1 protein-coding gene is annotated in these 16018 nt (G+C 69.8%); it reads left to right on the forward strand.

Going from position 1 to position 16018, the window contains the following annotated elements; all coding sequences use genetic code 11:
• Positions 1-13: 13 nt before the first annotated feature.
• On the forward strand, positions 14-16018 hold a 16005-nt coding region (locus ACFXKN_RS26135; protein ID WP_379433995.1), incomplete at its 3' end, for an amino acid adenylation domain-containing protein.

Here is a 16018-nt window from a genome sequence, read left to right on the forward strand (position 1 = left end):
AAGGCAGTGTGCGATGACCAACCCCACTCCGGCGCGCGCGGAAACAGAACAGCTGGCAGCGCTGGTGGCGACGGTCGCGGCGATGGATCCGGCGCGGATCGCGGTCGAGTTCGACGGCACCGCGGTGTCCTATGCCGATCTCGATGCCCAGCTCACGCTGATGGCCGAGCTCACCGGTGGGGCGCTGGACGCGGACACACTCGTGCAGGTGGTGCTCGCCGAGTTGTTCCCCGGCGTGGTCGATGCCGCCGAGGGGACCTTCGGTGTGCTGCTGGATTCACTCGCCGGTGATGCGATGGCCGCGTTGGGGATGGAGGTGGCGGCCGCCGCGACGCTGGTCGATCGGTTCGCCGCGCAAGTGGCTCGGACGCCTGATCGGGTCGCGGTGCAGTTCGGTGACGAGGTGCTCACCTACGCGGAATTCGATGCCAGGGTGCGGGTGCTGGCGGTGCGGCTGGTCGAGTCGGGCGTCGGCCCCGAGACGCTGGTCGGGTTGGCACTGCGACGCAGCGTCGAGTTGATCGTCGCGGTGCACGCGATCGTGCGGGCGGGTGGTGCGTACGTGCCGCTCGACCCCGATCATCCGGTGGACCGGCTGCACTATGTGCTCGAGGTGGCGCGGCCGGTAGTGGTCGTGACGCGTGCCTGCGATGAGCCGGATCTCAACGGCGCGCCGGTGCTGCGCACCGATGACATCGACTGGGACGCGGCGCCCGGCGTGGTGGCTTCCGCGGCGCGGGCCGACAATACGGCCTACGTCATCTTCACCTCCGGTTCCACGGGCCGCCCGAAGGGGGTGGCGGTGACCCACGGGGCGATCGTGGCGAACCTGGATTGGCGGCAGCGCCGCTACGGCATGACCGATGCCGATGTGGTACTGCAGAAGACGCCCTACACCTTCGATGTGTCGGTGTGGGAACTGTTCTGGCCCTTGCAGATCGGTGCTCGGCTCGTTGTCGCCGAACCGGGGCGCCACGGTGATCCCGCGTATCTGGCGTCGTTGATCGCGGCGCATCGAGTCACCGTGACGCACTTCGTGCCGTCCATGCTGGCCGCGTTCGTCGGTGAGCTGGGGCCCGAGGTGGATCTGTCGTCGTTGCGGATGGTGTTCGCCTCGGGCGAGGCGCTGCCCGCTGCCACTGCCGCCCGGCTGCGCAAGCTGTCCTCGACCGCGCTGCACAATCTGTACGGGCCCACCGAGGCGGCCGTCGACGTCACCGCGCACGAAGTGACCGCGCTCGACGAGGTGTCGGTGCCGATCGGTGGTCCGGCCGATGACACCGGGCTGCTGGTGCTCGACGAGAATCTCGATCAGGTGCCCGTTGGAGTGGTCGGCGAGCTGTACCTGTCGGGTGTTCAGTTGGCTCGCGGGTATGTGGCGCGGCCAGGTCTGACCGCGGACCGGTTCGTCGCCAACCCCTACGGCGTGGCCGGTGAGCGGATGTATCGCACCGGTGACCTGGTGCGTGAGTCGCGTGGTGAGCTGGAGTATCTGGGGCGCACCGACTTTCAGGTGAAACTGCGTGGTCTGCGGATCGAGCTGGGGGAGATCGAGGCCGTGTTGGCCGCGCATCCGCGGGTGGGCAATGCCGCGGTGGTGCTGCATCGGCATGCCGCGGGTGAGGCACTGGTCGGCTATGTGGTGAGCGGCGACGGTGCGGCCATCGACGAGGCCGAGTTGGTCGCGCACGCGAAGGCGTCGATGCCGGAGTACATGGTGCCGTCGCTGCTGGTGCGGCTGGACGCGATGCCGATCAATGCCAGCGGAAAGCTGGACCGGAAGGCGTTGCCGGAACCCGACTTCCGGGTTGCGGCCGCGCAATTCCGGGAGCCACGCACCGCGACCGAACGTTCGGTCGCCGCGTTGTTCGCCGAGCTGCTCGGGGTGCAGACCATCGGGTTGGACGACGACTTCTTCCGCCTCGGCGGCAACTCGCTGATCGCGACCAGGGCCATCGGGCGGTTGCAGGCGAATTTCGGTGTGCGCGTGGATGTTCGCGACTTCTTCGACAGCCCGACTGTCGCTGTGCTCGCGAAGCTGGTCGAAGGCGGCGTGGTCGACGAGCGGCCCGCGCTCGTCGCGGGGCCGCGTCCCGAGGTGGTGCCGCTCTCGCCGGCGCAGCAGCGGATGTGGTTTCTGAACCGGTTCGATCCCGAGGCCGGGGCTTACAACATTCCGATCGCGGTGCGGTTGTCGGGTGTGCTGGATCAGGACGCGTTGCGGGCGGCGGTCGGCGACCTGATCGCTCGGCACGAGGTACTACGCACGGTGTACCCCGAGGTCGGCGGCGTGGGAACGCAGCAGGTGCTCACGCCCGCTGATGCGCTCGAAATGCTTGTCGCCGAGTCGAACTCGGAGATCCGTGCGGCCGACGCCGGTGCGGCGGTCGGCGTGGGTGGTGGAATTCACGCTGCCGACACGGTGAGCTTCGGTGGTGGGGCGAACCCACTGGTCAACGGTGTAGCGAGGTACCTCGAACCGGTCAGCATCGGTGCTCGAGAACTTCCCGGAGTGCTGGCCGCGGTGATCCTGCGCGGATTCGACGTCACTGCCGCACCGCCGATTCGGGCCAGGTTGTTCGAGGTCGACGGCGATCACGTGTTGGTGCTGGTGGTGCATCACATCGCCGCCGACGGCTGGTCGGCCGGTCCGCTGGTGCGCGACACGATGGCCGCCTACTACGCGCGTACCGAAGGCGCGGCGCCGCAGTGGGCGCCGTTGCCGGTGCAGTACGCCGACTACACCCTGTGGCAGCGTGCTGTCCTCGGCGCGGAAGGTGATGCCGACTCGCAGGCCGGGCGGGAGATCGCGTTCTGGCGAGATTCGCTGGCCGGGCTGCCGGATGAGTCGGGCCTGCCGACCGACCGGCCTCGCCCCGCCGTCGCGTCGATGCACGGACGCCGGGTCGAGTTCGAGCTCGACGCGGACGTTGTCGCCACGCTGAATGCTGTTGCGGCGGAACACGGTGCGACGCTGTTCATGGTCCTGCACGCGGCGCTGTCGGTGCTGGTCGCGCGACTGTCGGGCACTGCCGATGTGGCGATCGGCAGTCCGGTCGCGGGACGCGGCGCGGCGGAACTCGACGACGTCATCGGCATGTTCGTCAATACCGCTGTGTTGCGCAGCCAGGTGCGTGGCGCGGAACCGTTCGCCGAGCTGCTCGGCCGCGTCCGCGCCGGGGATCTGGCCGCGTTCGACCACACCACCGTGCCGTTCGAGCGACTCGTCGAGGTGCTCGCGCCGTCGCGTTCCGGTGGTCGCCATCCGCTGTTCCAGGTCGCGCTGTCGCTGCAGAACCTGCCACCGACCACCTTCGAACTTCCAGGCCTGCGGGCTGCCGCTGTCGACCTGCCCTATGACGTCGAGAAGTTCGATCTTTCGGTGACTGTGCGCGATTCCGAGACCACGGGGTTGCTCGGCGAATTCTCGTACGCCACAGATCTATTCGACGAGCCGACCGTGATCGGCATGGTGCGTCGCTTCACCGGTTTGCTCGCCGCGATCGCCGCTGCCCCGCAGACACCCGTCGCCGATCTGCCCTTGCTGATCGACACCGAGCTCGATGAACTGACCACCCGCAGCGGCGGCCCGTCGACTCCCGCTCCCTTGCTGCCGGAAGTGTTGTCGCGTGCCGCCGCCGACCCCACCGTGATCGCGATCCGCGACGGTGCCCGTACCCTCACCTACGGCGAGCTCGATGCGGCCTCCGCGCACCTGGCCGCCCGTCTGACCGCCCTCGGCATCGGCGCGGGTGACCTTGTCGCCGTGAGTATCCCGCGCTCGGCGGACTCGGTCACCGCGGTCTGGGCCGTGGTGAAGTCCGGGGCAGGCTTCCTTCCGGTCGACCCGAACTACCCTGCCGACCGCATCGCCCACATGCTCGCCGATTCCGGCGCGGCGGCGGGCATCACCATCGATGCGGTGCTGGCGGATTTGCCCTCCACAGTGAACTGGCTCGTGGTCGATCCGCTGCTGCCTACCGCCGCGGCCGCTCGTGGTGATGCGGCCGAACGGGGCGTCGGAGCCGGTCATTCGACAGCGTCGGATAGCACTGATCCCGATACCGATACCGATGCTGATGCTGATGCTGATGCCGGTGTCGGCGATCGTCGCGGTGGCGTCGACGACGCGATCTCGACAGGTGATGACACCTTCTCGAACGGCGTGCCGGGTGGACGTGCGGTGGATCCGCTCGATCCGGCATATGTCATCTACACCTCCGGAACCACGGGTCTGCCCAAGGGCGTCGTGATTCCGCACGGTGCGGTGGCGGCGTATCTGCCGGTGCAGGCGGGGCGGTATCTGGCATCGGCGGATTCGCGGGTATTGCACGTGGCGTCGCCGTCGTTCGACATTTCCGTGGCCGAGCTGCTGCTGACGGTGACCGAGGGGGCGACGATGGTTGTCGCGCCCGCCGGCGTGTTCGGCGGGGCGGAGCTGGGTGAACTGTTGCGGGTCGAGCGGGTGACCCACGTGGTCATCACGCCCTCGGCGTTGGCGACGGTGAACCCGGAAGGGCTCGACGAGCTGCGGGTGGTGGTGGTCGGTGGTGAGGCGTGCCCCGGGGAACTGGTCGCACGCTGGACGGCCGCGATTCCGGGGCTGATCTTCCGCAACGGGTACGGCCCGACCGAGACGACCATCGTCACCAATATCAGCGAACCACTCAGCGCGACAACGCCTGTCACCCTCGGCGCGCCCGTCGAGGGCACCACCGAGCTGGTGCTCGACGAGCGGCTGCGACCGGTACCCGTCGGCGTCGTCGGCGAGCTGTACATCGCAGGTGCCCAGCTCGCGCGCGGCTACCACCGCAGGCCCGCGCTGACGGCGGGCCGGTTCGTCACCAATCCCCATGGCGCGCCCGGTGATCGGATGTACCGCACGGGCGACACCGTGCGGTGGGTGCGGCGTGCTGGTTCGCTCGACCTGGAATACCTGGGCCGCAACGACTTCCAGGTGAAGGTACGCGGCTTCCGGATCGAACTCGGCGAGATCGACGCGGTCCTCGCCCGCCATCGGGCGGTCGATTTCGCCGCGACCATCGGCCACCGCACCGATGCGGGCGCGACCCTGCTGGTGTCGTATGTGGTTCCCGTCGCCGGAGCCACGATCGACACCGCGACCCTCATCGCGCACACCGCCGCGCACCTGCCCGCACACATGGTGCCTGCCGCGATCGTCGCCCTCGAGGCTGTGCCATTGACTCCGGTGGGCAAGCTCGACCGGTCCGCACTGCCCGCGCCGGTCTTCGAAGCCGCCGTCTACCGCGCACCCGAAACCGGCGCGGAGCAGGTCGTGGCCGCCGCCTTCGCCGAGGTACTCGGACTGGACCGGGTGGGCCGCGACGACGACTTCTTCGACCTGGGCGGCAACTCGCTGCTCGCCACCCGGTTGATGGCACGCATCGGCACCGACCTCGACATCCGCATCCCGATCCGCCAGCTTTTCGACACCTCGACCGTGCTGACCCTCGCCGCGGCGGCCGACCCTCTGCGTGGGACGGGCACCGGCCCCGCTCTGGTGGCAGGACCCCGCCCGGATCCGCTTCCGCTCTCGCCCGCCCAGCAGCGCATGTGGTTCCTGAACCGCTTCGACCCCGGCTCGGCCACCGACAACATCCCGATGGCTGTCCGCCTCACCGGCGCCCTCGACATCGCCGCACTCCAGGCGGCGATCGTCGACGTGCTGGACCGGCACGAGGTCCTGCGCACCCGCTACCCGGAGCTCGACGGCAACGCCATCGCCGAGATCCTCCCGGCAACCGGCATCATCCGCGAGGTTCACCCCCACCTCGTGGGCGCGACCGAACTGTCCGATGCCGTACGCACCTTCGCCGCTACCGGCTTCGACCTCACCGTCGATGCCCCGATCCGCGCGACCTTGTTCCGCGTTGCCGCGAACACGGTGGCAACACATGCTGATTCGTCGGAAATCGACGTCGACCGTGCGACCCCCGGTCCCTTGGCGGAACGCGCCGACTCCATGGGACAAGTCGACGCGGTGGATCATGCTGCATCGGTTGATCACGCTGGATCAGCTGATGGCGCTGGGACGGTTGATCACGTCGGACCCGTAGGACGTGCGCGGTCGCTGGATCGCACGACTGTTGATCGTGAACGGGCCTTCCGGCGGACCGGGGCGGTGGACTCGGCAGGGTCTGCTGCGGAGTATGTGCTGGTCATCGTGTTGCACCACATCGCGGCCGATGGTTTCTCGTTCGGGCCGTTGATCCGGGACGTGCTCACGGCCTACGGCGCGCGCGCCACCGGCGAGGCCCCGAGCTGGATGCCGTTGGACGTGCAATATGCCGACTACGCCGTGTGGCAGCACACGGTGCTCGGCGACGCGGCCGATCCGAAATCGGTGGCGGCCGAGCAGCTCTCGTTCTGGCGCGCTGCGCTGGCGGGAGTGCCCGAGCAGTTGGAGCTGCCCACCGACCGGACCCGGCCCGCGGTCGCTTCTCGCCGCGGGGCGATGCACAACGTCGAGATCGATGCCGACACCCATCGGGCGCTGGCCGAATTCGCTCGCGCACAGGGTGTGACGGTGTTCATGGCCGCGCACGCGGTGTTCGCGATACTGCTGGCGCGGTTGTCGGCAACCGCCGATATCGCGATCGGCACCCCGGTGTCGGGACGTGGTGAACGCGCGCTCGACGATCTGGTCGGCATGTTCGTCAACACGCTCGTGCTGCGCACCGAAGTCGCGCCCGCGACCCCGTTCACCGAGCTGATCGCCCGGGCCCGCGCTACCGACCTCGCGGCCTTCGGTCACGCCGACGTCCCGTTCGAGCGCCTGGTCGAGATCCTCGACCCGGTCCGCTCCACCGCCCGCAACCCGCTGTTCCAGGTGATGCTGTCCCTCAACGAGGACACTCCGAGCGAGCTCGCGCTGCCCGGTCTCGCCGTCGCGGGCTACGACCTGCCGACCGGCGTCGCCAAGTTCGACCTGGAGCTCACCCTCACCGAACATCGTGACGACAACGGCACTCCCGCCGGCATTTCCGGCGCCTTCCTGTACGCCACCGACCTGTTCGACGCGGCCACCATCGCCGGCTTCGCCACCCGTCTGCACCGCGTACTCACCGCCGTTCTCGCCGACCCGACCCGCCCCGTCGGCGACGTCGACCTCCTCGACCCGGCCGAGCAGACCCAACTCCTGACCACGTGGAACGACACCGCCACCGCCACCGGCCAAGCCGCAACTCTCGCCGCACTCCTCGCCGACCAGGCCGCCGCAACTCCCCACGCAATCGCCGTGGTCGTCGACACGGACCCCGCCGCGGCCGGTGACGCGACAGCGTCGGCCGCCTGGGGCGCCGCTACGACGGCTACGCGTCAGCTCGCCGCACATCACGCTGGGGGAGCGGCTTCTGAGGTTTCCTCGCGTGACACCGGCGATTCCACGGCAGCAGTGGAGCTTTCGTACGCGGAGTTCGGTGTTCGAGTCGCACGGCTGGCCCGTCATCTGATCGGGCTAGGGGCGGGTCCGGGCTCGCTGGTCGCGGTGGCGATGCGTCGTGGCGCGGAGCAGTTGGTCGCGGTGCACGCGGTGCTCGCGGCCGGGGCGGCGTATGTGCCGGTGGATCCCGATCATCCGGCCGAGCGGACTGCCTCTGTGCTGGCGCAGACGGCACCGGTCTGTGTGCTGACGGTTGCCGGAAGTGGTATGGCTGTAGGCGAGTCGGTGCTGGAGGTCGATGGGCTCGATCTGTCGGAACTGTCCGGCGAGCCGATCACCGATGACGAGCGGGTCGCGCCGCTGCGTCCCGAGCACCTGGCCTATGTGCTGTTCACCTCGGGGTCAACCGGTCGGCCGAAGGGTGTGGCCGTGCCGCACAAGGCTGTGGTGAACCAGTTGCGTTGGCTGCAGCGGGAATACCCGCTCGGTGTCGACGATGTGGTGCTGCAGAAGACGCCGTTCACCTTCGACGCGTCGGTGTGGGAACTGCTGTGGCCGTTGCAGGTCGGTGCTCGGCTGGTGCTCGCCACCGCCGACGGGCATCGCGACCCGGCGTACCTGGCGGCGGCCACCGTGCGTCATGGAGTGAGCGTCGTCCAGTACGTGCCGTCGGTACTCGCCGCTGTGGTGGCGGAACCGGCTTGCGCGCAAGCGGATTCGTTGCGAATGGTCTTCGCGGGCGGTGAGGCGCTGATGACCGACCTGGCGCGGCGGGTGCGCACGAGCACCGGCGCGACCGTGGTCAACCTGTACGGCCCCACCGAAACCGCCATCCAGGTCACCGCATACGAGGCCGGTGACGAGCGGAGTGCCACGGTGCCGATCGGTGCGCCGGTCGCCGATACCCGTGTCTACGTGCTGGATTCGCGCCTGCATCCCGTTCCGGCGGGTGTTCCGGGTGAGTTGTATGTGGCGGGCGCTCAGCTCGCCGACGGCTACCACGGCCGCGCCGACCTCACCGCCGAACGTTTCATCGCCGACCCCTTCGGCGCGGGCGAACGCCTGTACCGCACCGGCGACCTCGTCACCTGGCGCACCGGCCCCGACGGCCCGGCGCTGCACTACCTGGGCCGCACCGACTTCCAGGTGAAGCTACGCGGCCTGCGCATCGAGCCCGCCGAGATCGAAGCCGCGATCGCCGCTGTTCCAGGAATCAGCCGTGTCGCCGTCCTGGTCCGCTCGGACGAAGGCAGGCCCGACCAGCTCGTCGCCTACGTCGTCCGTGCCGCCGGTACACCCGAGGTCGTGCCGCGCGAGAAGGCGGGAGCCTCGGACTCCGGCGGCCCGGATGCCGCGCTCGCACCAGATGCCGTGCTCGGCACCGACATCGCCACCAGGGGTCGCGGCGCCGATTCCGACGGAGACGGTGCGGTTCGTGCTGTCCTCGCGGCCGCCGACACCGCAGCAGCCGGTTCGGTGCCTGTCTCGTCGACAGTCCCCAGCCCCGCCGATCTCGACGCCGCGATCGTCGCGACCCTGCCCTCCTACATGGCGCCGGGTGCCTACGTCTTCCTCGACGAATTGCCCGTCAATGCTTCCGGCAAGCTCGACCGCCGGGCGTTGCCCGCGCCGCAATCACGGCAGCTCGACTATCGCGAACCGGCCACCGCCACCGAGCGGGTCGTTGCCGCGACCTTTGCCGGAGTACTCGACCTCGACCAGGTCGGTGCGGGTGACGACTTCTTCGCCCTCGGCGGCAATTCCCTGCTGGCGACCCAGGTAGCGGCGCGGCTCGGTGCCGCGTTGGATGCCAGGGTGGCCGTGCGGGAGCTGTTCGAGGCGAGCACCGTCGATGGACTCGCGGTGCGGCTGGACGCGCTGCGTGGCACCGGCAGCAGGCGTGGACCCGTGGCAGGTCAACGGCCGCAGCGGATTCCGCTCTCGCCCGCGCAGCAGCGGATGTGGTTTCTGCACCGCTTCGATCCGGACTCCGCCGCGTACCACATCCCGGTCGCGATCCGGCTCAGCGGCGAACTCGACACGAAGGCGCTGCGCGGTGCGTTGGGTGACCTGATCGACCGGCACGAGACATTGCGCACCACCTATCCCGAATTCGACGGGCAGGCGACGCAACTCGTTGGCCCGCCGTTCGTGCCCGCTCTCGCTGTCGCCGACGTCGAGGCCGATGATGTGCCCGCGGCGGTGGCCGCCGTCCTCGCCGGTGGTTTCGAGATCACCACCGAGGTGCCGGTGCGCGCCGCACTGCTTCAGGTGGCGGCGACCGAACACGTGCTGGTGCTCGTCGTGCACCACATCGCGGCCGACGGCTGGTCGATGGGCCCGCTGACTCGCGATCTGGTGGCCGCCTATGCCACCCGCGCGGCGGGCGCGCAACCGCAACTGCCCGCGCTGGCCGTGCACTACGCCGACTACGCGCTATGGCAGACCGAGGGACTCGGCAGCGCCGACGACCCGGACGCACCGCTGGCCCGCCAGCTCGGGTACTGGACCCACCGACTCGCGGGCCTACCCGATGTCCTGACGCTGCCCGCCGACCGTCGCAGGCCGCTGATCGCCTCGAACCGGGGCGCCACCTTCATGACCACCCTCGGTGCCGACCTGCATCGCGGGATCGAGGAGCTGGCGCGTGCGCACCGCGCCACCCCGTTCATGGTGCTGCACGCGGGCCTGTCGGTGCTGCTGGCACGGCTCTCGGCCGGTGCCGACATCGTTGTCGGCACACCCGTGGCCGGTCGCGGTCATCGCGAACTCGACGACATCGTCGGCATGTTCGTCAATACGCTCGTGTTGCGTGCGCGGGTCAGTGCCGACGCCCGCTTCGGTGATCTGCTCGACGAGGTCCGCGCCGACGATCTCGACGCCTTCGACAACGCCGATGTGCCGTTCGAAAGCCTGGTCGACGCGCTGAATCCCGCTCGCTCACAGGGCTATTCGCCGCTGTATCAGATCTCGCTCGCGCTACAGAACCAGCGCAGGACCGCGTTCGAACTGCCCGGTCTCACCCTGTCGGGGCTGACCCTGCCGGATGCGCCGATCGAAGTGGATCTGGACTTCACCTTCGTCGACCGATTCGCCCCCGATGGCGCACCCGACGGTCTCGACCTCGAACTGCGCTACGCCACCGACCTTTTCGACGCCGACACCGTCGCGACGATGGTCGCGATGCTCGAGCGGGTGCTGCGGAACGCGGTCACCGCACCCGGCACCGCGGTCGGCGACCTCGCCCTGCTCGCCGACACCGACGAGGCCACGCTGCTGGCGGGCCCCCACGGCGACGTGGTTCCACTCGGCAGCGCACTGGCCGAACTGGGCGTACGCGCCCCACTGGCCGCCCATCTGCTCGATGCCGCGGCCGCGCGAGATCCGCGGGCGGTGGCGGCGGTGTTCGAAGGCGCCGAGATCACCTACGGTGCGCTCGCCGCCAGGGCCAACCGGCTCGCCCGGCGGTTGATCGACTGTGGCGTCGGGCCGGAAACGCCGGTGGCCGTAGCTGTTCCGCGCAGCATCGAACTGCTGGTGGTGCTGCACGGCGTGCTCGCCGCCGGTGGCGTGTACGTGCCGATCGACGCGGGCCAGCCCGCCGAACGCATCGGGCATGTGCTCGAGACCGCTACGCCACGACTCGTCGTTGTCGCGTCCGCCGGTGACCTCGACCATGTGGACAGCGGGATCCGATCCGCCACGGCCTCCGTACATTTCGCCGCCGCGTCGCGCTCCGGATTCCCCGTACTCACCGTCGCCCAGCTCGAGGATTCCGCGCACGACACTGTCTCGGGCCGCCCGCTCACCGATGCCGAACGCCTCGCGCCACTGCACCCCGAGCACCCGGCCTATGTACTGTTCACCTCCGGCTCCACCGGTACACCGAAGGGTGTGCTGATCTCGCATCGGGCCGTCGTCAACGAAATCTGCTGGCTGCGTGGTGAATACAGCATGACCGCGGCGGATCGTTTCCTGCAGCGCGCGCCGCTCACCTTCGATGTCTCGCTCTGGGAACTGCTGGCTCCCGCCTTGCTCGGTGCGCCGCTGGTGCTGCTGCGCCCCGGCGGTCACCTCGACCTGGATTATCAGGCGCGAGTGGTGCGTGAGCAGGGCGTCACCATCATGGAGATCGTGCCGTCGGTGCTGGCCGCGATGCTCGCCGAAGGGCTCGGCGACGCACTGCGCGGGCTGCGGATGCTGCACGTGGGCGGCGAGGAACTGCCAGCCCCGCTCGCGGCGACCGTGCTCGCCGCGATCCCCGGCGAGCTGCACAACACCTACGGCCCCACCGAAGTAGCGATCACCAGCACCTTCGGGCAGATCACCGCGCCGGTCGAGCAGACCGAGCTGCCCATCGGCAGGCCGACCTGGAACGTGCGCGCCTACGTCCTCGACGAGCGGCTGCACCTGGTGCCCGGCGGGGTCGCGGGAGAGCTGTACCTCGCGGGCGATCAGCTGGCCCGCGGCTACCTCGGCAGGCCCGACCTGACCGCCGACCGCTTCGTCGCCGATCCGTTCGGGGCCGACGGTGCCCGCATGTACCGCACCGGCGACCTGGTGCGCCGCGATCGGGACGGTGCGCTGGTTTACCTGGGCCGCAACGACTTCCAGGTGAAGATCCGTGGACTGCGGATCGAGCTGGGCGAGATCGAGACCGCGCTCGGCGACGCACCCGGGGTCACCCACGCGACCGTGCTGCCCGCCACCGACGACGCAGGCCGCCAATGCCTGGTCGGATACGTCGCGGGCGAGGTCGACATCGTGGCGGTGCGCGCGCACGTCGCGGGCCGGGTGCCCGCGTACATGGTGCCCTCGCATCTGCTGGTGCTCGACACCGTGCCGCTCAACTCCGCGGGCAAACTCGACCGGGCCGCGCTACCGGCCGCAGACCTGTCCACCACCACCGAATACGTGGCGCCCCGACCGGGCGCGCAGACCGCTCTGGCGGGTGTGATCGGTGAACTGCTCGGGGTGGCGCGTGTCGGTGCCAACGACGACTTCTTCGCCGTCGGTGGCAATTCACTGCTCGCGATGCGGCTCGTCGCCCGAGCCAACGCGGCGCTCGGCAGTGCGCTGGACGTGCGCGACGTGTTCGACGCCCCGACCGTCGCCGGACTCGCCGAGCGTGCTGGCACCGGCGGCGAACAGGTGCCCGCGCTGGCCGTCGTGGGACCGCGCCCGGACCGAATCCCGCTGTCGCTGGCGCAGACTCGCCTGTGGCTGCTGAACCGGATCGATCCCGAATCGGCCGTCTACACCCTGCCGATCGCCCTGCGCCTGACCGGCGACCTCGACACCGATGCCCTGTGGGCGGCGCTCGCCGACGTCCTGGACCGGCACGAATCACTGCGCACCGTCTTTCCGGAAGACGCCGATGGTCCGACCCAGGTGGTCCTGCCCGTCGACGCGGTGTTGCCCGCCACCGTCGTACACGAGATCGCCGAGGCCGATCTCGCCGACACCGTGCGCACCATCATCGGCGAGGGTTACGACCTGACCACCCAGCCGCCGCTGCGCGCCGCGCTACTCCGTCGCGCGACGCGAGTCGCAGCTGCGGACCACCTATCCGATGAGGCGATGGGCGATGTAACGCGTCCCGCTGCTGTGGATTATGCGGATTCGCGCGAGACCGAGCATGTGCTGGTACTCGCGGTGCATCACATCGCCGCCGACGGTGTATCGACCACACCGCTGGCACGTGACCTGATCGCTGCCTACGCCGCGCGCGCGGCGCGGATCGCTCCGGCGTGGGAGCCGTTGCCGGTGCAGTATCCGGACTTCACCCTCTGGCAGCACGCCGTGCTCGGCGACGCGGCCGACCCGGCGTCGCGGCTGGCGCGGCAGTTGGCGCACTGGCGTCATGAATTAGCCGGGATCACACCGGTTCTCGAACTGGCGGCAGACCGGCCGCGGCCCGCTGTGCGCACGGGCGCTGGTGGCGCTGTCGGGTTCGATGTGCCCGCCGAAGTGGTCGCGGGGATCGAGGCGCTGGCTCGCCGCCACGGGGTGTCCACCTTCATGGTGGTGCACGCGGCGTTCGCGGTGCTGCTGTCTCGTCAGGGCGCCGGTGCGGATGTTCTCGTCGGCACGCCGGTCGCCGGGCGGGCCGATGCCGCGCTCGACGATCTCGTCGGGATGTTCGTCAACACCCTCGTGTTGCGGACGGCGGTCGACGCCGGTGCCGGGTTCGGTGCGCTGCTCGCCGAGGTGCGGGCGGCCGATCTGCGGGCCTTCGCGAATGCCGATCTGCCGTTCGAGCGACTGGTCGACGAGCTGAATCCGGTTCGCTCCACCTCGTATTCGCCGATCGCGCAGGTGATGCTGGCGTTCGAGCATCGCGAGGACACCACCATCGAACTGCCCGGGCTGCGGATCGACGAGTTCGCGCTGCCCGCCGCGACCACCCAGTTCGACCTGTCCCTGGCGATCAACGAGATCGTCGGTGCCGCGGGCGAACCCGGAATGCGGGGGTGGCTGCGCTATGCCACCGATCTGTTCGACGCCGACACGGTGGCTTCGTTCGGTGCGCGGTTCGTGCGGGTGCTGAGCGCCGTCGTCGCCGATGACAGCGTCGCGGTCGGCGAGATCGATCTCCTGGATGCCGCCGAGACCGCCCAACTCGCGGCGTGGAACGACACGGCCGCCCCGCTCGACACCGACGCGACATTGGTCTCGTTGTTCGCCGCGCAGGCCGCGCGCACCCCCGACGCGGTTGCCCTCGAGTTCGAGGGACAGCTGATCACCTACGGCGAGTTCGCGGTTCGTGTCGCCCGCCTGGCGCGATGGCTGATCGCCGAGCAGGTCGGACCCGGCGCGGTGGTCGGTGTCGGGCTCCGGCGTGGCATCGATCTGCTGGTCGCCATCTACGCCGTGCAGGCCACCGGTGCCGCGTACCTGCCGCTGGATCCCGACCACCCGGCCGACCGGATCGCCGATGTCCTGGCGACCGCGGCTCCCGTCTGCGTGCTGGCCGCCGCCGACTTCCCCGAAACCGGTTCACACACAGTTCAACCCGATTCGCGCCTCGAATCCGGCCAACGGACAGTCGTATCCATCCTTCGCGCGGTTGAGTCCGGCACGCGCGCGAACGGCCTCGGCAGTCGGGCAGGCGAACCCGGCAGTCGGGCAGGCGAACCCGCCAGTCGGGCAGGCGAACCCGCCAGTCGGGCAGACGAACCCGCCAGGCGGGCAGACGAACCCGGCACGCGGGCAGACGAATTCGGCACGCGGGCAGACGAACTCGGCAGTCTGGCAGTCCGGCCTGCCACGCGTGTCGTCGAGCCCGCCGCGCTCGACCTGTCGGGGTTCGGTGCTCACCCGGTGACCGATGCCGACCGGATCCGGCCGTTGCGTGGCGCGGACCTGGCGTATGTGCTGTTCACCTCCGGCTCGACCGGTAAGCCCAAGGGGGTCGCGGTTACCCATTCCGCGATCGTCAACCGCCTGGTCTGGATGCAGGATGCCTATCGGCTCGATGGCACCGGCACCGTATTGCAGAAGACGCCGATCACCTTCGACGTGTCGGTGTGGGAACTGTTCTGGCCCTTGCAGATCGGTGCCACCCTGGTGATCGCTCGTCCCGAGGGGCATCGCGACCCCGCGTACCTGGCCGAGGTCATCACCCGCACGGGTGTCGACGTCGCTCACTTCGTGCCGTCGATGCTGGCGGCGTTCCTCGCCGAACCGCGTGCCGACGACTGTGTTTCGCTGCGGCAGGTGTTCGCCTCCGGTGAGGCGCTGCCCGCGGCCGATGCCCAGCGCCTGCGCGCGCTGATCCCCGGTGTCACCGTGCACAACCTGTACGGGCCCACCGAGGCCGCCGTCGACGTCAGCTTCCACGAGGTCACCGACGTCGACACTGCCACCGTGCCGATCGGCGCCCCGGTCGCCAACACTGCCCTGCACGTGCTCGACGCCCGCCTGCGCCCCGTTCCTGTCGGCACACCGGGTGAGCTGTATCTGGCCGGCGTCCAACTGGCCCGCGGCTACCTCGCCCGCCCCGACCTGTGCGCCGACCGCTTCGTCGCCAACCCGCTCGGCGCCCCCGGCGACCGCATGTACCGCACCGGCGATCTCGTGGTCCGCACGCGCTCGGGCGAACTGGAATACCTGGGCCGCACCGACTTCCAGGTGAAACTGCGCGGCCTGCGCATCGAGCTCGGCGAAATCGAAGCGGTCCTCACCGGTCTCGACACCATCGAACGCGCGGTAGTCACCGTCCGTGACGACGGCACCGGCGACTACCTCACCGCCTACCTCGTCCCTGTACAGGCGAGCCACACGGCTAGCACTGCTGAGGATGGCACCGCCGACGTTGCTGTCGACGTCAACGCTACTGCCGGCGCTTCCTTTGCTGACGGCGCTGCGACTGCCGACGTTGCCGCCGCCGACGCCGATGCCTTTGCTGCCGCCTCTACCTTTGCTGACGCCCTTCCCACTGCCACTGCCACTGCCACTGCCACTGCCACTGCCACTGCCACTGCCGCTGCCACTGCCGCTGCCGCTGCCGCTGCCACTGCCGCTGCCGCTGCCACTGGCACTGCCGCTGCCGCTGCCGCTGCCGCTGCCGCTGCCGCTGCCGCTGCCGCTGGCACTGCCGCTGCCACAGCCGCC

Source organism: Nocardia sp. NPDC059195 (assembly GCF_042754695.1).
GTDB lineage: Bacteria > Actinomycetota > Actinomycetes > Mycobacteriales > Mycobacteriaceae > Nocardia.